Raw genomic sequence first — 19,665 nt, 5'->3', positions numbered from 1 at the left:
AGCCGGCTGCGCATTGTCTATCCTTGCAGGCACTTTGTTACAAGGATAAACATGAACCTGAAGCGCGCCGCGTGCACGGCGGTACTGGCCATCATTGCGCTGCCGGCCCTGGCGGAATCCCAGGCCTGCAGCGAACAGCAGCTTGAACTGGCTGCTGCTTTCCTGAAGGAGGGCGGAAAGCGCAAGGCCAGTGAAAGCGAGTGGGCGGCCATTGACAGCGCCTGCAAACCATGGCCTGGCAAGGAACCATATACCATCGGCGCCTTTGTCTACGATGATGAGAATCAACACGGCAAATGGCTGCTGGTTGCGCTGCTTGACCGATCGCGGGAGAGGGTAGTGGCCAGCTATTGGACTCCGGCCGGGGAAGACGCCATCATGCGATACGTCGACGGCATGCGGATCGATACGGCACGCTATCAATTGCAGCCCGGCCTGCGCGCATTCGGCCTCGATTTCAACACGCATTCGCCGCGTTATGCGGAAGGGGGCTACGGCCCGATGCGCACTTTATACGTGCGCGAAGGCTCGGCGATCCGGCCTGTCCTTTCCGATATGCCGGTTTCGCGCTGGAGCTATCTGGGCGAAATGCAGTGGGCGGCAGGAAACGATGAGGAGCCCGCGCCGGAACCTGACATCGAGCGTTTCGAGTACACCATCAGCATTGCTGCCACGCGCAGCAAGGGATTTGCGGACCTTCTCATCACGCGCAAATCCAGCCAGCAGGATGTGAAGCCCACCATCCAGTTGCTGCGTTACGACGGCAAGCGCTATCCCCTGCCGCAGGAGTAGGCGAGGCAGCTAGGCGGGCGCCAGAGCGACATCAACCCATTGCGCGCCGGTGAGTGCCGCCATGCGCTCAGGGCAGATGCGCACGGCGGCATTGACCGCGCCGCCGGCCGGCAGCACTTCCTTATACGCGCGCAATGAAACATCGCAGTAGACCGGAATCGACGCCGGCAGCCCGAAGGGGCAGACGCCGCCGACAGGGTGGCCGGTCAGCGCTTCCACTTCATCCGCGCCCAGCATGCGTGCTGTTGCGCCGAAACGGGCCTTGAACTTCTTGTTGTCCAGCCGCGCATCGCCGCGCGTGACAACCAGCACAATGCCTTCTTTCATGCGCAAGGAAAGCGTCTTGGCGATCTGGCCCGGCTCGACGCCGTGCGCAGCCGCAGCCAGGGCCACGGTGGCCGTGCTTTCCGCCAGTTCGATCACTTCCAGGTCCGGCGCGTGTTGCGCCAGGAAGCTTTTGACGGAATGCAGGCTCATTATTTCTTCTTGAGCAGTGGGCCGAGGTATTTGCCGGTCACGCTGGCCGGGTTGGCCGCCACGTCTTCCGGCGTGCCGCTGGCGATGATCTGGCCGCCTCCGGCACCGCCTTCCGGGCCGAGGTCGACGATCCAGTCGGCCGTCTTGATCACGTCGAGGTTGTGTTCGATGATGACCAGGGTATTGCCGTGGTCGCGCAGGCGGTGGATCACCTTCAGCAGCAGGTCGATATCGTGGAAGTGCAGGCCGGTGGTCGGCTCGTCCAGGATATACAGCGTACGGCCGGTATCGCGCTTGGACAGTTCCAGCGACAGCTTGACGCGCTGCGCCTCGCCGCCCGACAGGGTGGTGGCGCTCTGCCCCAGCTTGATGTAGCCCAGGCCCACGTCGAGCAGGGTTTGCAGCTTGCGCGCAATGACCGGCACGGCCTTGAAGAATTCGTGCGCGTCTTCCACCGTCATGTCCAGCACTTCGGTGATGCTCTTGCCCTTGTAGTGGACTTCCAGCGTTTCGCGGTTATAGCGCTTGCCGTGGCAGACGTCGCAAGGCACGTACACGTCCGGCAGGAAGTGCATTTCGACCTTGATCACGCCGTCGCCCTGGCAGGCTTCGCAGCGGCCGCCCTTCACGTTGAAGGAGAAGCGGCCGGCTGAATAGCCGCGCTCTTTCGCGACTGGCACGGTAGCGAACAGGTCGCGGATCGGCGTGAACAGGCCAGTGTAGGTAGCCGGGTTGGAACGCGGGGTGCGGCCGATCGGCGCCTGGTCGACCGAGATCACCTTGTCGAAGTGTTCCAGGCCGCTGATCGATTCGTGCGGCGCCGGTTCGGTCTGGGAGCCGAACAGGTGGCGCGACAGGGCCGGGTACAAGGTGTCATTGACCAGGGTCGATTTGCCGGAACCGGAAACGCCGGTCACGCAGGTCAGCAAGCCCACCGGCAGCGACAGGTTGACCTTCTTCAGGTTGTTGCCGGTGGCGCCGGTCACGGTGAGTTGGCGTGCCGGGTCGGACTTGACGCGCTTCTTCGGCACGTCGATCTTCAGCTTGCCGCTCAGGTACTGGGCGGTCAGCGATTCCTTCGATTTCAGGATGTCCTTCAGCGGTCCGGCAGCGATCACATCGCCGCCATGCACGCCGGCGCCCTTGCCCATGTCGACCACGTAGTCGGCAGTGCGGATGGCATCTTCATCGTGCTCCACCACCAGCACCGAGTTGCCGATGTCGCGCAGGTGCTTCAGGGTGTCGATCAGGCGGTCGTTGTCGCGCTGGTGCAGGCCGATGGACGGCTCGTCCAGCACGTACATCACACCCGTCAGGCCGGAGCCGATCTGCGAAGCGAGGCGGATACGCTGGGCTTCGCCGCCGGACAGGGTGTCGGCGCTGCGGTCCAGCGACAGGTAGTCCAGGCCCACGTTGTTCAGGAAGGTCAGGCGCGACACGATTTCCTTGATCACACGGTCGGCGATGTCCTTCTTGGCGCCCTTCAGTTTGAGCTGCTCGAAGAAGGACAGGGTATCGCGCAGCGGCTTCTCGGCGATCTGGTAGATCGCGCGTTCCTGCTTGCCGGTGCCGATCTTCACGTGGCGCGCTTCCACGCGCAGGCGCGCGCCCTCGCAGCTCGGGCACTTCTTCTCGTTGATGAACTTCGCCAGTTCTTCCTTCACGGCCATCGAGTCGGTTTCGCGGTAGCGGCGCTGCAGGTTGTTGACGATGCCTTCAAAAGTGTGCTCCTTCACCACGGCCTTGCCGCGCTCATTCATGTAGGTGAACGGAATGGCCGTCTTGCCGGAACCGTGCAGCACCACGTCCTGCGCCTTCGCTGGCAGTTGTTCGAACGGAGTGTCGAGGTCGAAATCGTAGTAAGCTCCCAGCGCGGCCAGCATCGAGTAATAGAACTGGTTGCGGCGGTCCCAGCCCTTCACCGCGCCGGAAGCCAGCGACAGATTAGGGAAGGCGACGATGCGGCGCGGGTCGAAGAATTCGATATGGCCCAGGCCATCGCACTCCGGGCAGGCGCCCATCGGGTTGTTGAATGAGAAAAGGCGCGGCTCCAGTTCCTGCAGCGAGTAGCCGCAGGTGGTGCAGGCGAACTTGTTCGAGTACACATGCTCGGCGCCGGTATCCATCTCATAAGCCACGGCGCGGCCGTCGGCCAGGCGCAGCGCAGTCTCGAAGGATTCGGCCAGGCGCTGCTTGATCTCGGCATTCACCTTCACGCGGTCGATGACCACGTCGATGGTGTGCTTCTCGGTTTTCTTCAGCTTCGGCAGGTCGTCCACTTCATAGATCTTGGCGTCGTGGGTGCCGCTCTGCACGCGGAAGCGCACGAAGCCCTGCGCCTGCATGGCTTCGAACAGGTCGGCGTGTTCGCCCTTGCGGTTGGCCACCACCGGGGCCATGATCATCAGCTTGGTGCCTTCGGGCATGGCCAGCACGGCATCCACCATCTGCGACACCGACTGCGCGGCCAGCGCATGGTCCGGGTGGTTGATGCAGTAGGGGGTACCGACGCGGGCGTACAGCAGACGCAGGTAGTCGTGGATCTCGGTCACGGTGCCCACGGTGGAACGCGGGTTGTGCGAGGTGGCCTTCTGTTCGATGGAAATCGCCGGCGACAGGCCTTCGATCATGTCCACATCCGGCTTTTCCATCAGTTGCAGGAACTGGCGCGCGTAGGCCGACAGCGACTCGACGTAGCGGCGCTGGCCTTCGGCGTACAGGGTGTCGAACGCCAGCGACGACTTGCCGGAGCCGGACAGGCCGGTGATCACGATCAGCTTATTGCGTGGCAGGTCGAGGTTGATGTTTTTCAGGTTGTGCGTGCGCGCACCGCGGATGCGGATTTCTTCCATGTTTGAGCTAGATCAGTCTCAGTGAGGGCAAATACTGTATATAATACCAGTGATCAAGATTGTCTGCTCGCAGCCGCGAAAAGAAAATATAATCGCCGTTTAGCAAAATTTCACCGTGGGAGTTACACATGGCATCTGTTAACAAAGTCATCATCGTCGGCAACCTGGGCCGTGACCCGGAAATCCGTTACATGCCAAGCGGTGATGCAATCGCCAACATTGCAGTTGCGACTTCGTACCGCAGCAAGGACCGCAATACCGGCGAGCAAAAAGAACTGACCGAATGGCACCGCATCTCCTTCTTCGGCCGCCTGGCCGAGATCGTGGGCCAGTACCTGAAAAAGGGCTCTTCCGTTTACGTGGAAGGCCGCCTGCAAACCCGTAAATATACCGACAAAGACGGTATCGAGAAGTACGCTACCGACATCATTGCTGAAAACATGCAGATGCTGGGCGGCCGTGGCGATTCCGGCGGCGGCATGGGTGGCGGCGACGACATGGGCTACGACGCGCCTCCGGCACGTCCAGCTCCACGCCCACAGGCTGCTCCGGCGCCGGCACCACGCCCGGCACCGCGCCCGGCGCCGAACTTCTCGGATATGGATGACGATATTCCCTTCTGATTCAGCTACTTAGCTGGCGTATTCGGAACCCTGACATGCCTTGGCTGTCAGGGTTTTTCTTTGCCATTTTGTTCATGTACGAAATTCACCTTACCGTCGCCGCCATTGCCACCTCGGCCTGGGATGCATTTGAGCAGTGCGTCACTTCATTGGGCGGAAAGGCAATGGTGATCGAGCTCGCGCGCGGCCACACTCCGCTGCAGCCGATGTTGACCATTGGAAGTCCGGGCGAACTCGATGAAGTCCTCCGATTTGCGCAAACGCTACCCAACGATCTATCCCAGTCCGGTTACCAGGTCGATGGACGATGACTTCCCGACCGTAAATACGGACATCCTGGCCTGGGTCGGCGACGAAGAGTGCCGGATCAGCTGCATGGACGTCAGCTTCGGTCTGAAACTGGTGTCGTCGCCGCACCAACTCGACTATCGTCCCCAGTTCGGCTCTCCCTTCACTGTCCCGCTGGTATGTCCGCTGGAGCTGCAGCTCGCGTGGAAATACATCAGTGCCTGGTGCGGCCGCGCTTCAAGGACATCTTCGATCTCATATTGCTCTTCCGCGAGAACGCCGTTGACGGCTCCGCCATGGCAAACGTTGCAGGATGAATGCCGCCATGCCGGTACACCGCTGGAACGGTTCGACTGGCTGCTGGATACGACTATTCGCCAGCATCCGGGCTGGAGTGCCCGGGTTGCCAAGGATTCCCAGGGTGGCGGAATGATCTGACTACTTTAGCAGGGAGGCGCCGTTGGCCAGGGTTTTCGTAGGCGACGCGGCGATTCCACATACGCTTGATGAATTCCTTGCTGAGCTATCCATGGAACTGAAGCGCGCCGGATTCAGGCAACTGGTGCCTGAATTGCCCAAGAATAAGGACCTGACTGAAAGCAGTAGCAGGGGGCTGCTGAAACGGGCTTACCAGTCTATTGCCCCTATGATAAAGTTAAAAAGATAATATTTCTTTTGAGTAATGGAACTCCGATGCGCCGTTTTGAATTCGCTGACAGCAGCTCGAACAAATTCTGGGAAGTTGAGCAAGAAGGCTCTGATCTGAACGTACGCTGGGGCAAGATCGGCACCCAGGGCCAGAGCCAGACCAAGTCCTATGCGGACGATGCCAAATGTACGGCGGCGATGGACAAGCTCATTGCCGAGAAGACTGGCAAGGGCTATGTCGAAGTAGGGGCGGCGCCCACCGCCTCGATCGGAAGATCCGCTGCCAAGCCGGCGGTGGAACCCAAGCCCAAGACGGAAACGCCTACTCCGGTAGCCGAGACGCCGCCGGCAGCGCCATCGGAGATCGCCGCCGACCCGGCAACTACGCCTCCCTGGCTGGCGCACGGCGCGCCGGTGGCGCTCCCCAGGAAAATTGCATTGGCAGCCTTGGCTTCGCGCCGATTCCCGAAACCGATTCCCGAGGTCGACGTGCAGGCGGTATTCCGCCATCTGAGTGCATGCGGGGCACCGAACGCCGATGCAAGCGATGTCGAGCTGCGTCCCGCGTTGGAGGAAGCATGGGAGCGCGTGCATTCACAAAGAACGGAAGGTTCGCTGCTGTCGGATGCCATTTTGCTGTCCATGGCCAGCGATCCATCGATTGACTTCCAGGGCAGCAACGAGGCGCCGATCGGGGAACGGGTCCTCGATGCCATCGCCAAGCTGAAGGGACTGGAACATTGCGTCGATGCCTTCATCGAGATGCAGCGGATGCAGCTCATTTCGGGAGGGATCGGGCATAAGGCAAGGATTATCATTACCCGCAACGTCACTGAAGACCTGGGCGGCTACTACCTGCTCTCGCCAGTTGAAGTGGCCATGCGCCGGCAACTGTCGGCAGCTCCTGAAGCCATATGGCGCCTGTGCGCTGACAAGATCGAGAACGCAATCGCGACCATGCCTGCCGTACGACAGGCTGCGTTGTCTGCGCAACTGCCCGAACGGCCCGAGGTGGCCAACCGGCTGGCGCGCGAACTCGATTTGCGCGTGACGCAAGCTACGGTGGAAGTGCTGCTGCTGTCCGCTAACGATCCGGAATTGCCGGCCAAGCTGAGCACGCACCGTGTCGCGCCAATGCTTGCCGCAACCGCGCTGCAGGAGCGCGGCATCGATGCTTGCGCCATCCTGAAAGAAATCCCGCTTGATGACCTTTCCAACGAGGCTCTGACGCAGATCGGTACCCCCGAAGCCATCAAGGTCCTTGTCGAGGCAGCGACCTTGAAAACGGACTCCGTCAACTGGTACGGAATCAACTTCAAAACGGCGGCCACCCGTTTGCTGGCCGCGCTCAAACAGTGGCCGCTGGCAGGCATTGCCGGCCTGGCCGAACTGGGAGAACTGCGCGGCAAAGTGGGCGAAATGACGCGGCCGGCGCTCACGAAACTGGTCCATGAAAATGCCGAGCACATTCCACGCATCCTGCCGTGGGTCAGCTCGGCTGCCCGGGAGCTCCTGCAGCGCCTGTGCGACCAGGCCAGCACGCCGGTCGAGGCGGCGGCCCATGCCGACCTGCCAAGCGTGCTGGCAAATCCGCCGTGGCTGCGGCCGCGCAGGAAGGCGGCAGCGGCCTTGGCGCTGCAGGCCTTGCCGCTTGCTCCGGTCGAGCGATGGGATGGCGTCGACCGCGAGGCGTGGGCTGCGGGGGAGAGCTGGTATCAGGGACCGTTGAGCCGCGCAGCCAAGAGCGCGGATGCGCTGGCTACCGAGCTTGGCTTACGCTGGAATACTTCGCAGGCGGACGTCGAGGCGCGCAGGCTTGCAGTGCAGGCAATCGAGAACGCCGATGCAAAGGGCCTGGCTGCGGCTTGCCGCCAATACTGGCAGGTTGGCAATTGGCGCACCATTTCGCTGGAGATTCTTTCGCTCCTTCCGGGAGAAATGGGAATCGAAACCTGGAATGCGCTGGCCGGGGAAGTGGAGGTGGAGGGCGCCGGTGTTGCCTATTTCGTCGCCAAGTACGGATTGCCGGCGCTGCCGGGTTTCGAGGCCATGGCAACACGCCGCCCCAGCGAAGTGCTGGCGCTGGCCAAATGCTATGGCTCGGTGCAACTGGCGGAAGTGGCGGCGCGCGCCGCGGTGAAGCTCAAGAAAGTCCAGCATGAGGCGCGCCACTGGCTGCTGCGCTTCCCGGAGCATGCAGCTTGCGCACTGATCGCGCCAGCCTTGGGCAAGGCTGGCGAAGAACAGGCATGTGCACGGTCGGCATTGTTCCTCCTGCGCGCACACGGCCATGAAGCCCTGGTGCTCGACGTAGCCGCGCGCTATGGGGATGCGGCCGTTACCACGGCGGTACGTGCGCTGCTTGATGAGGATCCGCTGGAAGTGGTGCCGGCCAAGCTGCCCAAACTGCCCGACTTCTGGGCGCCGCAAAGCTGGCGCCGCCCAGTGCTGAACGAAACCGGCGGCGCCAGTGCCGGCATGGCGCTGCCCGGCGATGCGCTGGACCACATCGGCACCATGCTGATGTTCCCGACCGTGGACGGCCTGTATCCCGGTATCACGCAGCTGAAGGAGGCTTGCACCCCCGAGTCCCTCGCCAGCTTCGGCTGGGATTGTTTTACTGCCTGGCTGGGTGCGGGCGGCAATTCCAAGGAAGGCTGGGCCATGACAGCGCTGGGCTTCCTGGGAACGGACGATACGGCGCGCAAGCTCACGCCCTACATCCGCACCTGGCCGGGTGAGTCGGCGCACGCGCGCGCCGTCAGCGCTCTGGACGTGCTTGCCGACATCGGCACCGACGTGGCGCTGATGCTGCTGAACGGTATCGCGCAGAAAGTAAAGTTCAAAGGACTGCAGGACAAGGCGCGCGAAAAGATCGACAAGATCGCCGAGACGCGTGAACTGACCACCGAGGAACTGGAAGACCGCCTGGCACCCGACCTCGGGCTGGACGACAACGGCAGCGTGCTGCTGGACTTCGGCCCGCGCCAATTCCGCGTTGGCTTCGACGAAGCGCTGAAGCCTTATGTGCGAGACAGCGAAGGCAGGCGCCTGCCTGACCTGCCCAAGCCGAAGAAGACCGACGATGAGACGCTGGCGCCGGCCGCGGTGGAGCGCTTCAAGCTGCTCAAGAAGGATGCGCGCACCATCGCCAGCCAGCAGGTACTGCGGCTGGAATGGGCCATGTGCAGCCGGCGCCGCTGGCTGCCTGAACACTTCCGCCAATTCCTGGTCGAGCATCCGCTGGTGCGCCACCTGGTGCAGCGCTTGGTGTGGGGTGCCTATGCCGTGCAAGACGGCAATTTGATCAGTTGCTTCCGCGTGTCGGAAGATGGCAGCTTCACCACGGGCGAGGATGATGTCTTCACGATCCCGGAAGGTGCGGACATCCGCGTCGGCCTGCCGCACGCGCTCGAGCTGCTGCAGGGAGCCGCTGCGCAGTTCGGCCAACTGTTCGCGGACTACGAGTTACTGCAACCGTTTGCCCAACTGGGCCGCGACACCTACACGCTAGGCGCCGACGAGCAATCCGGGACCAGGCTGGAACGCTGGAAAGGCGCCGTGGTGCCTACCGGCCGGGTGCTGGGACTTGTGAACAAGGGCTGGCGGCGCGGCCAGGCGCAGGACGGCGGCGGCATCTGGTATTTCCAGAAGCCGCTCTCCGGCACCAAGGTGATCGAGCTGACGCTCGATCCGGGCATCATCGTCGGCCTGGTCGATGAATATCCGGAGCAAACGCTGCAAGTGATCACGGTGGGTTCGCCGGCAGCCTGGGGCGGGATCCGTTCGGCGGAAAGCCTGTCTACCCTTGACCCAATCGCCACCAGCGAACTGATTCGCGACCTGGAATCCCTGCGGGCGTAAGGCAATGACGAACCTGACTACACCACCCTGGTTGGCGCAAGGCGAACCCCTTTCGATTTCCGAAGGATTGGCGGCGGCGGCCCTGCCGTCGCGCCGCTTCCCCAAACCGGTGCCCGAAGTGGACGACGTGGCCACGCTGACGCGTCTTGGCCAGGTCGAAAAGCCTGGGCTCAGCGCCACGGATGCCGACCTGCGCCCGGACTTTTCGGATGCCTGGATGCATGCGCTCTGCGGAGCCGTTGAAGGTTCGCCGCTGTCGCATGCGATCCTGCTGGCGCTGGCGAACAAAACGGCCGATGGCGTATTGGAGCGCAACGAGGTGCCGCTCGGCGGACGGATGGTCGATGTCATCGCCAGGCACAAAGGCCTGGAGTACTGCGTCGACGCCTTCATCGAAATGCAGAACCTGCAAGTGAACCTGGTACAGGACGAGTATGGGTACTGGCAAGCCAGCGTCACGCGCAACGTCACCGGGGAACTTGGCGATTCCCATCCCCTTTCCCCCGCCGAAGTAGCCATGCGGCGCCAGCTTTCGTGTGCGCCGGAAGCAGTCTGGCAGGCCTGTGCGGATAAGATCGAACGCGCGATCCCGGGCGTTCCCGCCATGCGCCGGGCCGGCCTCGCCGCGCAATTGCCGGAACGGCCGGAAGTGTCCAACCGGCTGGTGCGCGAACTCGCCAAAGGACACGCATCTTCGACTTTGCCGGTGCTGTTGCTGACTGCCAGCGATTCCGAACTGTATGGCTTGCTCGATGAGGACCTGGCCGAGGACGGGCGTTGGTCAGCAAGCGACATGCTGGCCGCTACCGCCTTGCTTGAACGCCGCGTGGAAGCGGTGCCGGTCCTGAAGCTGATCGCGCGCAGCGCCGCGGCGACGGACGCCCTGAGCCAGCTTGGCACGCCGGAGGCCATCAGGCTGCTGGCGGAAGTCTACTGCGCCACACCGTCGCGTGCCGGCATGACCGACTACATGATGTGGTGGATCGCGGAACGCAAGACAGCCCTCAAATACCTGTCGGCTGCGCTGAAGCAATGGCCGTTGGCAGGCATCGCAGCCCTCGCCGAACTGGGCGGGCGGCGCGGCAAGGACGGCGACATGCTGCAGGCGGAACTGGCGAAGCTGGTGCGCGCCAACAGCGGGCACATGTCCCAGGTCCTGCCTTGGGTCGGCCCTGCCGCGCGCGAGGTGCTGCTTCGCCTGCATGAGCGAAGCGAAGCGCCGGCACCCGAGGCCGCGGCGCAAGACTTACCGGGCGTCCTGGCCGATCCGCCGTGGCTGAAGCCACGCAAGAAATCCGCGCCTGCGCTGGCCGTGCAGCCTTTGCCCCTGGCGCCGGTCGAGCGCTGGGACGGCATCGACCTCGAAGTGTGGCGGCGCGTGAACTATTGGCGCGAGCCATACTACGACCGTGCGCTCAAGGATCCGCTGGCGTTTGTCGGCACGCTCGGTCTGGACCGGGAAAATTCGCCATCGGATACCGAAGCGCGTCAACTGGCGCACCAGGCCATCGCGGCTGGCGATGCCAAGGCCCTGGTCGCGGCCTGGAACCTGTATCGGCCGGGCGGCAAAGGGCGCGACATCGACCCGCACATGCTGACGCTGTTGCCGCGCGGGATGGGCATCGAAGCCTGGAATGCCCTGGCGGGCGACGTGGAGGCGGAATGCGTCTCCGGCTTGCTGGTCAAGTTCGGCTTGGCGGCGCTGCCCGGCTTCGAGGTCATGATACGACGCAGCCCGGTTGACCTGGTTCCGCTGGCCCGCTGTTTTGGTTCCGTGGGGCTGGCGCTGCCGGTGGCGCGCGCAGCGAGCAAACTGAAGTCCGTGCAGTCCGACGCCCGCCGCTGGCTGTTGCGCTTCCCCGAGCATGCGCTTTGCGGCCTGATCGCGCCTGCGATCGGCAAGGCGGGCGAAGACCGGACTTGCGCGCTGGCCGCCTTGCGCATCCTGCGTACCCATGGGCACGAAGCGCTGATCCTCGACGTCGCGGCACGCTACGAAGACCCAGTGGTTGCCGAAGCAGTGCGCGCAATGCTTGACGAGGATCCACTGACGCGTTTGCCGGCCAAGGTACCCGCTCTCCCGGCTTTCTGGGCGACGGAGGGATGGTGCCGGCCAGTGCTCAAGGACGGCCGGGCGTTGCCGGGCGAGGTGGTGGACCACATCGGCACCATGCTGATGTTCCCTACCGCCGATGGCGTGTATGCGGGCATCACGCAGCTCAAGCAAGCCTGTGCGCCGGAACCGCTGGCGGACTTTGCCTGGGATTGTTTCATGGCCTGGCTGAACGCCGGCGGCCCTTCGAAGGAGGCCTGGGCCATGTCGGCACTCGGTTGGCTGGGCACGGACAGCACGGCGCGCAAGCTCACGCCCTACATCCGCAGCTGGCCGAGCGAGGGCCTGCATGCGCGTGCCGTCTCCGCGCTTGACGTGCTGGCCAATATCGGCACCGATGTTGCGATGATGCTGTTGAACGGCATTGCACAGAAGGCGAAAAACAAGCCGCTGCAAGACAAGGCGGCTGAAAAGATCGACTGCATCGCCGAGATGCGCGGCCTGACGACCGAGGAACTGGAAGACCGGTTGGCGCCGGACCTGGGCTTGGACCAGGACGGCACCATGGTACTGGACTTCGGGCCGCGCCGGTTCCTCGTTGGTTTCGATGAAGCGCTGAAGCCGTTTGTGCGAGACAGTGAGGGCGCGCGCCTTTCCGATCTACCCAAGCCGAAGAAGAACGACGATGCAGCGCAGGCCCAGTCCGCGCTGGAACGTTACAAGCTGCTCAAGAAGGATGCCCGCACCGTCGCCAGCCAGCAGCTCATGCGCCTGGAGTGGGCAATGTGCAACCGCCGGCGCTGGCAACTCCCGCAGTTCCGCCAGTTCCTTGCCGGGCATCCGTTGCTGCGGCACCTGGTGCAGCGCCTGGTCTGGGGCGTCTACGCGGCGGCCGACGATGCGGGCGATGGCGAGCGCTTGCTGGCCTGCTTCCGGGTGAGCGCAGAGGGCCGCTTCACGGGGTGGAATGATGATGACCTGTTGCTGCCGGAAGGCGAGATCCGGGTGGGCCTGCCGCATCCACTCGAACTGCCGGCGAAAGACGCCGTGGAATTCGGCCAGCTGTTTGCCGATTACGAACTGCTGCAACCGTTCGTTCAGCTCGGGCGCGACACCTATACGCTGTGCGCCGAAGAACAGTCCGCGGCGGTCCTCGAACGCTGGAAAGGCGCAGTCGTTCCCACCGGCCGGGTGCTGGGCCTGGCCAACAAGGGGTGGCGGCGTGGTCCGGCGCTGGATGGCGGCATGGTGGTCTACTTCTCCAAGCCTGTGGCGGGGGGAAAAGAGATCCAGCTCACGTTTGAGCCCGGAATCATCGTCGGCCTGGTCGACGAGTACCCGGAACAAGCGCTCGGTTCTGTTGTGCTGCCAGCGCGACTGGACCCCGTCACGATCAGTGAGCTGATACGCGACATCGAATCCTTACGGGCATAAACCATGACGAAGAACAAGAACGCCGCGGCGCCGGCATTGCAGCGCCCGCCAGCCGAAATCCTCCACGCGCAGGAACTGCAACGCCTGCGCGAGAACGAGACTGGCCCGCGCCCGCCCGGCTGGGCGCTGAGCCTGACCGCCGCGCGCAAATTCATCCTGGGCGACGCCGAGCTGAATGTGGAACGCAAGATCGTGGCGCCTGCCGCATCGATCGAGCGCATGCTGGTCACGTTGGCCACCGGCCGCGGCCTGATGCTGGTGGGGGAGCCGGGCACGGCGAAGTCGCTGCTGTCCGAGCTGCTGGCCACCGCCATCTGCGGCAAATCGACCTTGACCATCCAGGGCGGCGCGTCGATCACCGAGGACCAGATCAAGTATTCCTGGAACTACGCCCTGCTGATCAACGAGGGACCGAGCCCGCGCGCACTGGTGCCGGCTCCGCTGTACCAGGGCATGCGCGACGGCCAAGTCGTGCGCTTCGAAGAAATCACGCGCGCCCCGCTGGAAGTGCAGGACTGCCTGCTTGGCATGCTGTCGGACCGTGTCATGAGCGTGCCGGAACTGGCGGGCGAGGACGGCATGCTATATGCGCGCGACGGCTTCAATATCATCGCCACCGCCAACACGCGCGATCGCGGCGTGAATGAAATGAGCGCGGCGCTCAAGCGCCGTTTCGATTTTGAGACGGTATTCCCGATCCTCGACTTCGAGCATGAGCTGGCGCTGGTGAAAGAGGCTTCCGCCCGCCTGCTGGAGAAGAGCGCCATCCCGCGCAGCTTGCCGGCACCGGTGCTGGAACTGCTGGTGACCACCTTCCGCGACCTGCGCGGCGCTGCGCACGCGCATGCCGGCGATGCCGCCATGGACCGGCTGACGGCTGTCATGTCGACCGCCGAAGCAGTCAACGTCGCCCATGCTGTCGGCGTGCGCGCCTGGTTCCTTGAGCAGCGCGACGGCAGCCCGGCCGACCTGGTCGACTGCATTGCCGGCACCGTAGTCAAGGACAATGCCGACGACCGCGCCAAGCTGCGCCGCTACTTCGAGCAGAAGGTGGCGCGGAAGAGCGGCGTCCACTGGCAGGCCTATTTCGAGGCAAGGCATCGTTTGCCGTGACGGAGCCAGTCATCATCGGCGTGCGCCATCACAGCCCCGCTTGCGCGCGGCTGGTGGCGCACAAGATCCGCTGCGTGCGGCCGGCCTACGTGCTGATCGAAGGCCCGGCCGACTTCAACGACAAGCTGGAGCAGTTGTACCTGCCGCACAAGCTGCCGCTGGCGATCTACAGTTTCCTGTCCTCGGAGGCCGGGCACCGCGCGTCCTGGTCGCCGTTTGCCGAGCATTCGCCGGAATGGCAGGCGCTGGCCGCCGGACGTGAAAGCGGCGCGCAGGTGCGCTTCATCGACCTGCCGGCCTGGGACGACGCGTTTGCCGACGTGCTCAATCGCTATGCCGACGTGGGCGATGAAGAGGAGGCTGAACGCGCCGCAGCCTATGAGGACGCGCTGCGCAGCAGGATGGCGGTCGATAGCCGGGATGCGCTGTGGGACACGCTGTTCGAGCAACAGGATTCCCTGGAGCTGCTGGAGCAAAGCCTGTCCACCCATTTCGAGCACCTGCGGGCCGGTGACGCCGGTTCCATCGGCAACCAGGCCCGCGAACGCATGATGGCGCGCTGGATCGCCTGGGCGATGGCGCGCGGCGAAGGACCAGTGCTGGTCGTGTGCGGCGGCTACCATGCGCCGGCACTGCAACGCGCATGGCGCATCGAGGACGGCGCTCAGCCGCCCGAGCTGCCGCTGCCGCCGGACGACGCTGCCGGGGCGATGCGTTACGGCTCCTACCTGGTTCCCTATACCTTCAAGCGGCTCGATTCCTTCACCGGCTACGCATCGGGAATGCCTTCCCCTTACTTCTACCAGCTGGCATGGGAGGAGGGCATGCAGGGCGCCGGCACCGCATTGTTGCAGCGCGTGATACAGCGCCTGCGCAACAGGAAGCTGGCGGCATCGACCGCCGACCTGATTGCCGTGCACGCCCGGGCCGACGCCCTGGCACGCCTGCGCGGCCACGCGGTGCCGGCACGCTGCGACTGGCTCGATGCGCTGGCTGGCTCGCTGGTCAAGGATGCGCTGGAGGCGCCCCTGCCGTGGACCTATCGCGGGCCGCTGCGCTTCGGCACCGACCCGGTCCTGGTCGAAGTCATGGACGTGCTGGCGGGCGATGTTGCAGGCAAGCTGGCTCCCGGCACGCCGCAGCCGCCGCTGGTGCTGGCGGTCGAGACGGAACTCGAAGCGCGGGGCATCAAGCTTCCATGCGACCTGGAGCTCGACCTGTTCGCCTCTGCTGACCGCGCCAAGAGCCGGGTGCTGCACCGCTTGCTGCTGCTGGACATTCCTGGTATCGACCGGCGCTCCGGCCCCGGCCTGGCGCTGTCCGGCGAGCGGCGCGAAGAATGGTCGCTGCGGGCGCCGCTGGAGCAGCGCGCGGCGCTGATCGAAGCTGCTGCCTATGGCGCCACGCTGGAAGACGCGGCGCGCATGAAGCTGGAAGAACGCCTTCGCGCTGCGGGACGCGCCAATGGCGAAAGCCGTTTCACGCAACTGGCCGAAGCCCTGAACAAGGCTGCCTTTGCCGGCCTGGCCAGCATGAGCGGCAGCATCCTGGCAGAACTCGAAGTTGCGGTCGGCGGCGAGCCCCGCTTTGAAGCCTTCGGCACTGCGCTGCCGGTGCTGCATTCCCTGTTGCGCCATGGGCAGCCGCTCGGCATGGCGGGCGCACCCATCCTGTGCACCGTCATAGCGGCCGCCTACGACCGCGCCTTGTGGCTGCTGGAAGTCATGGGCCCCGTGCCGCCGGCCGAACTCAGTGCGCATATCCAGGGCTACCTCGCCTTGCGCCAGGTGGCACGCGATGCGCTGGCCGGGGATGCCGCGCTGCCTTTGCAGGTGGAACCTGAACGTGCACTGGCTGTATGGAAGCGCAAGCTTGCGGACCCGCGCTGCGCTCCGGTCAGCCGCGGCGCGGCGCTGGGAGGAGTGGCCAGCCTGCATGCCGGGCGCTCCGCCGTCGGCGGCGAAGCGATCGCACAGGCCTTGGCCTTGCTTGGGGAAATTCCGCCCGGCCAGGCGGGGGATGCGCTGGCTGGCATGCTGGCCTTGGCGCGCGATGAACTGGTACAGGAGCCGCATTTCGTTGCCGGACTCGACGCCATGGTAACGTCGATGGACGACATCGATTTCGTACTCGCCTTGCCGGCCATGCGCAATGCTTTTGGCTGGCTGCCGCCACAGGAACGCGGCATGCTGGCCGACGCCGTGCTCGCCCAGCATCATGCCGGGCATCTGCCGCGGCGGGCGCTGACCGCGCACTTCCCTGGCGCCGACGCGGAAGCACTGGCCAAGGCGGCGCTTATGGAACAGGCCGCGCTGAGCAAACTTGCCTCCTGGGGATTGGCAACATGAGTTTGAAGATTCCCAATTCACTGACCCGTTGGCGCCTGCTGCTCGGCGAAGCGGCGGCACCTGCACTGGGTGGCTTGTCCGGCGAGGCCCGCTCGGCGGACATGGCCCTGGACTGGCTTTACGGGCGCGATGACGACATCGCCGCGCGCGGTGAACGCCGCGCAGGGCTGGGCCCGTCGCAGCTTTCCACGCCGGACTGGATCAACACAATCCATGAGCTGTTCCCGAAAGAAGTGATCGAACGCCTGGAGAGCGACGCGGTTGAACTGTACGGCATCGATGAAGTGGTCACCAACCTGGAGGTGCTGGAGCGCATCGAGCCGTCGGAATCGCTGCTGCGCGCGGTACTGCACACCAAACACCTGATGAATCCCGAGGTGCTGGCGGCGGCGCGCAGGCTGGTGGCAGAGGTGGTGCGGCAGATCATGGAGAAGTTGGCAACTGAGGTGCGGCAGGCGTTTTCCGGCGCGCGCGACCGGCGCCGCCGCTCCATGCTGAAGGTGGCGCGCAATTTCGATTTCAAGCGCACGGTGCAAGGCAACCTGCACCGGTGGGACCCGCAGCGCAACAAACTGTTCATGGAGACGCCGATCTTCATGAGCCGCGTGCGGCGCCACACCGAACGCTGGGATATCTGCCTGCTGATCGACCAGAGCGGATCGATGGTCGACTCGGTAATCCATTCCGCAGTGATGGCGTCCTGCCTGTGGAACCTGCCGGGCATGCGCACGCGCCTGGTGGCCTTCGATACCGAGGTGGTCGACCTGAGCTCGGACGTGTCCGACCCGGTTGAGCTGCTGATGAAGGTGCAACTGGGCGGAGGCACTGATATTGCGAGGGCGGTGGGCTATGCGCAGTCGCTGGTCGAGAATCCGCAGCGCACGGTGGTGGTGCTGGTCAGCGACTTCTTCGAAGGCGGTCCCGAGAACGAACTGGTACGCCGCATCAAGGCGCTGGTGCAATCCGGCGTGACGGTGCTAGGGCTGGCAGCACTGGACTCGCACGCCGATCCCTGCTACGACCGCGATATGGCGGCCCGCCTGGTGCGCGAAGGTGCGCACGTCGGCGCGATGACGCCCGGACAACTGGCAGCCTGGCTGGCCGAGAAGGTGCGCGGATGAACGCTCGCCGGACCGACCTGCTGGAGCTGACGCCCGAGGCGCTGACCGCCCTGGCCAACGCGGGCTTCGTCAAGCGCGCGCAGAAGGATGTCGCCGAAGGCAAGCTGCCGGCGCTCGAGGAGCTGGAGGACGGCTCGATCCGCGCCGCCTATGCCGACGGCCATAGCACGGTGCTCGGCCCCAACAGCACGCTGCGCGACGCCAGCTGCACCTGCCCGGCCAGCGGCTTGTGCCGCCACCGCGTGACGCTGGTACTGGCGTACCAGGCGCAGGCCCAGGGCCAGCAGGAGAGCGGACCTGTTGACAATGCCGGTTCATGGTCGCCATCGCATTTCGCAGCCACGATGGCCGAAACTATTCCTGCCTCGACGCTGGCGCAAGCCATGAAGCTGGCGGTGGCGCAGCCGGTGGTCAAGCTCATTGCATGGCAGGAAGCGGCGCCCGTTCCGAGTGCCGGCCTGCCGATGTGCAATGTGCGCTTCTTTTCGCGCAGCAGCCTGACGCACGCCCGCTGCGATTGCAAGGAAGGCAGTGGGTGCGCCCACATCATCCTGGCGGTGTGGGCTTTTGCGCAGGCGGAGCTGAAGTCGCCGGGATTTGCCGAAGCCAGCGTGACCCTGGCCAGTGCACAGTCCGGGGGTGAGGCTGCGCCTGTGCGCCAGCTCGGTACGCCGGCCGCCGCAACCCTGCTGGAACGGACGCATGCCCTGGCGCTGCAGGTCTGGCTTGACGGTTCCAGCCAGCCGGTGCTGGCACTGGAGGCGCGCTTCGAAGAACTCCTGGCATTGGCCGCGCAATTGGGGTGGTGCTGGATTGGCGAGGCCGTGCACGGCATCAAGGACCTGATGCTGGCACAGCACGCGCGCTCGAGCCGCTTCGATCCGAAGATGCTGCTGTCGGCGCTGGCGGCCCTGCATGCGCGCCTGGCCGCCGCGGTGCTGGCGGATGGCCAGGCTGCCGCGGGGCAGTTGCCGGCAGTGCCGGTGAACCAGTTGCTCGGCATCGGGGTCAAGGGCGAAGTGGCGCTGGATCATTTGCGCCTGGTGTCGCTCGGTGCACAGCTCTGGGCCGACGACGAAATGGAAGGCGCGCTGCTGGTATTCGCCGACCCCGATACCCTTGCGGTGACGGTGGTCGAGCGCAGCTGGCCCAAGCCGAAGGCCGGGGAACCGGGCATCGCCGTCAGGTCGCGCAGGACTGCTGGCCAGGCGGTGGAAAGGCTGGCTGCCAGCCAAGTCGTCACCAGCGGCGCGCGACGCCGTGCCAATGGTGCGTTGGAGATTGCGGCGGGTGCGCGCCAGACCAATGTCCTGCCTTTGTCGCCCAAGGCATGGGATGACTTGGCAGCGCCGCTTCGCCAATCTTCAGCGGAAGGCTTGCGCGACTACCTGCTGAATGCCGTGCCGGACTTCGCCCGGCCGCTGCAGGCGATTGAGCACATGCACATCGTGCCGGTGGCGCAGGTTGGCGACTGCGAGTGGAATGCTGCGCGCCAGACACTCTCGGCCTGGATCGAGATCGGCCAGCGCATTGCCGAGGATGAGCCGGGGCAGCGTTTGCTCCTGCGGAAACACCACAACCCGGCCGCACCGCATGCCATCGATGCACTGGCAGGCGCCTTGTCCGGGGAGTTCGGCGCGCCGCTTGCAGTTTCGGGAACAGTCATGCTGGAAGCCGGGCTGGCGGTCATCGAACCATTTGCCATCCTGACCGAACAGCGCGCCGTGGTGCCGGATGTTGAATCGGCGGCAGCGCGCGACCTTGCTCCTGCTGCGCTGCTGCACCAGCCGCCGGCGCTGGTGGAACTGGCCAACAAGGTGAATGCGCTGATCAGCCGCTGGATGCGGCAAGGCCTGCGTCACCAGGCGGCCGGAGCCCTGCAAGAGGCGGCGGAACTTGCCGCGATCCTGGAGGGCAACGGGCTCCCCGCCGCAGCCAGATTGCTGCGTGAGTCAGTGGCCCTGATGCAGGCGCCCGACAAGCAGCCATTGCCGGGAAAACTGGCAACGCTATACCTTTTACTTGCCGAAGTCTCACGTTCGGCTTGAAACC

The 19,665-nt window shown here is 64.7% G+C and carries 12 protein-coding genes; 10 read left to right on the top strand and 2 right to left on the bottom strand.

All coding sequences use genetic code 11. The features are described 5' to 3' along the window. The first annotated feature begins 51 nt into the window (after nucleotides 1-51). On the top strand, nucleotides 52-792 hold the full coding sequence (locus tag ACWBU6_RS00470) for a PA3715 family protein (protein WP_452646937.1): 741 nt from the start codon (nucleotides 52-54) through the stop codon (nucleotides 790-792). A gap of 9 nt (nucleotides 793-801) precedes the next feature. Here the strand turns inward: ACWBU6_RS00470 and ACWBU6_RS00465 are convergent, their stop codons facing one another. Continuing rightward, on the bottom strand, nucleotides 802-1,269 hold the full coding sequence (locus tag ACWBU6_RS00465) for a YbaK/EbsC family protein (RefSeq protein WP_452646936.1): 468 nt from the start codon (nucleotides 1,267-1,269) through the stop codon (nucleotides 802-804). Then, entirely contained in the window at nucleotides 1,269-4,121 is a 2,853-nt protein-coding gene (uvrA, locus tag ACWBU6_RS00460) for an excinuclease ABC subunit UvrA (protein ID WP_452646935.1), read from the bottom strand. Before uvrA ends, ACWBU6_RS00465 begins: the two co-directional genes overlap by 1 nt. 128 nt (nucleotides 4,122-4,249) lie before the next feature. On the opposite strand from uvrA, the gene ssb reads away from it, so the two are divergent. The 9 genes from ssb (at nucleotide 4,250) to ACWBU6_RS00415 (ending at nucleotide 19,661) form a co-directional block, all read left to right on the top strand. After that, entirely contained in the window at nucleotides 4,250-4,744 is a 495-nt protein-coding gene (ssb, locus tag ACWBU6_RS00455) for a single-stranded DNA-binding protein (RefSeq protein WP_452646934.1), read from the top strand. A 35-nt stretch (nucleotides 4,745-4,779) separates the two neighbouring features. Then, on the top strand, nucleotides 4,780-5,055 hold the full coding sequence (locus ACWBU6_RS00450) for a hypothetical protein (RefSeq protein ID WP_452646933.1): 276 nt from the start codon (nucleotides 4,780-4,782) through the stop codon (nucleotides 5,053-5,055). After that, nucleotides 5,045-5,470 carry a hypothetical protein gene (locus tag ACWBU6_RS00445; RefSeq protein ID WP_452646932.1) on the top strand — a complete coding sequence of 142 codons (426 nt, stop codon included), beginning with the start codon at nucleotides 5,045-5,047 and terminating at the stop codon, nucleotides 5,468-5,470. Before ACWBU6_RS00450 ends, ACWBU6_RS00445 begins: the two co-directional genes overlap by 11 nt. A gap of 255 nt (nucleotides 5,471-5,725) precedes the next feature. Further along, nucleotides 5,726-9,544, top strand: coding sequence for a DUF4132 domain-containing protein (locus ACWBU6_RS00440; protein WP_452646931.1), 3,819 nt, complete (start codon nucleotides 5,726-5,728; stop codon nucleotides 9,542-9,544). A 4-nt stretch (nucleotides 9,545-9,548) separates the two neighbouring features. Further along, nucleotides 9,549-13,031, top strand: a complete 3,483-nt coding sequence (locus ACWBU6_RS00435; RefSeq protein ID WP_452646930.1) for a DUF4132 domain-containing protein — start codon at nucleotides 9,549-9,551, stop codon at nucleotides 13,029-13,031. A 3-nt stretch (nucleotides 13,032-13,034) separates the two neighbouring features. Beyond that, complete coding sequence (locus ACWBU6_RS00430; RefSeq protein WP_452646929.1) at nucleotides 13,035-14,144, top strand: ATP-binding protein; 1,110 nt, start codon at nucleotides 13,035-13,037, stop codon at nucleotides 14,142-14,144. After that, entirely contained in the window at nucleotides 14,141-16,492 is a 2,352-nt protein-coding gene (locus ACWBU6_RS00425) for a DUF5682 family protein (RefSeq protein ID WP_452646928.1), read from the top strand. The genes ACWBU6_RS00430 and ACWBU6_RS00425 overlap by 4 nt, the downstream gene beginning before the upstream one ends. Continuing rightward, a complete protein-coding gene (locus ACWBU6_RS00420) occupies nucleotides 16,489-17,613 on the top strand; it encodes a vWA domain-containing protein (protein ID WP_452646927.1) in 1,125 nt (374 codons plus the stop codon). Before ACWBU6_RS00425 ends, ACWBU6_RS00420 begins: the two co-directional genes overlap by 4 nt. Further along, nucleotides 17,610-19,661, top strand: a complete 2,052-nt coding sequence (locus tag ACWBU6_RS00415; RefSeq protein WP_452646926.1) for an SWIM zinc finger family protein — start codon at nucleotides 17,610-17,612, stop codon at nucleotides 19,659-19,661. The genes ACWBU6_RS00420 and ACWBU6_RS00415 overlap by 4 nt, the downstream gene beginning before the upstream one ends. The last annotated feature ends 4 nt before the right edge of the window (nucleotides 19,662-19,665 follow it).

The sequence above is a fragment of the Pseudoduganella sp. HUAS MS19 genome (genome assembly GCF_053615455.1).
This window is presented reverse-complemented; position numbering and strand designations above follow the sequence as displayed.

Excerpts from the sequence above, each read along its gene's own strand:
- ACWBU6_RS00435 (WP_452646930.1), top strand. The coding sequence starts at position 9,549 with ATGACGAACCTGACTACACCACCCTGGTTGGCGCAAGGCGAACCCCTT.
- ACWBU6_RS00415 (WP_452646926.1), top strand. The coding sequence starts at position 17,610 with ATGAACGCTCGCCGGACCGACCTGCTGGAGCTGACGCCCGAGGCGCTG.
- ACWBU6_RS00440 (WP_452646931.1), top strand. The coding sequence starts at position 5,726 with ATGCGCCGTTTTGAATTCGCTGACAGCAGCTCGAACAAATTCTGGGAA.
- ACWBU6_RS00465 (WP_452646936.1), bottom strand. The coding sequence starts at position 1,269 with ATGAGCCTGCATTCCGTCAAAAGCTTCCTGGCGCAACACGCGCCGGAC.
- ACWBU6_RS00470 (WP_452646937.1), top strand. The coding sequence starts at position 52 with ATGAACCTGAAGCGCGCCGCGTGCACGGCGGTACTGGCCATCATTGCG.
- ssb (WP_452646934.1), top strand. The coding sequence starts at position 4,250 with ATGGCATCTGTTAACAAAGTCATCATCGTCGGCAACCTGGGCCGTGAC.
- uvrA (WP_452646935.1), bottom strand. The coding sequence starts at position 4,121 with ATGGAAGAAATCCGCATCCGCGGTGCGCGCACGCACAACCTGAAAAAC.
- ACWBU6_RS00430 (WP_452646929.1), top strand. The coding sequence starts at position 13,035 with ATGACGAAGAACAAGAACGCCGCGGCGCCGGCATTGCAGCGCCCGCCA.
- ACWBU6_RS00450 (WP_452646933.1), top strand. The coding sequence starts at position 4,780 with ATGCCTTGGCTGTCAGGGTTTTTCTTTGCCATTTTGTTCATGTACGAA.
- ACWBU6_RS00445 (WP_452646932.1), top strand. The coding sequence starts at position 5,045 with ATGGACGATGACTTCCCGACCGTAAATACGGACATCCTGGCCTGGGTC.
- ACWBU6_RS00420 (WP_452646927.1), top strand. The coding sequence starts at position 16,489 with ATGAGTTTGAAGATTCCCAATTCACTGACCCGTTGGCGCCTGCTGCTC.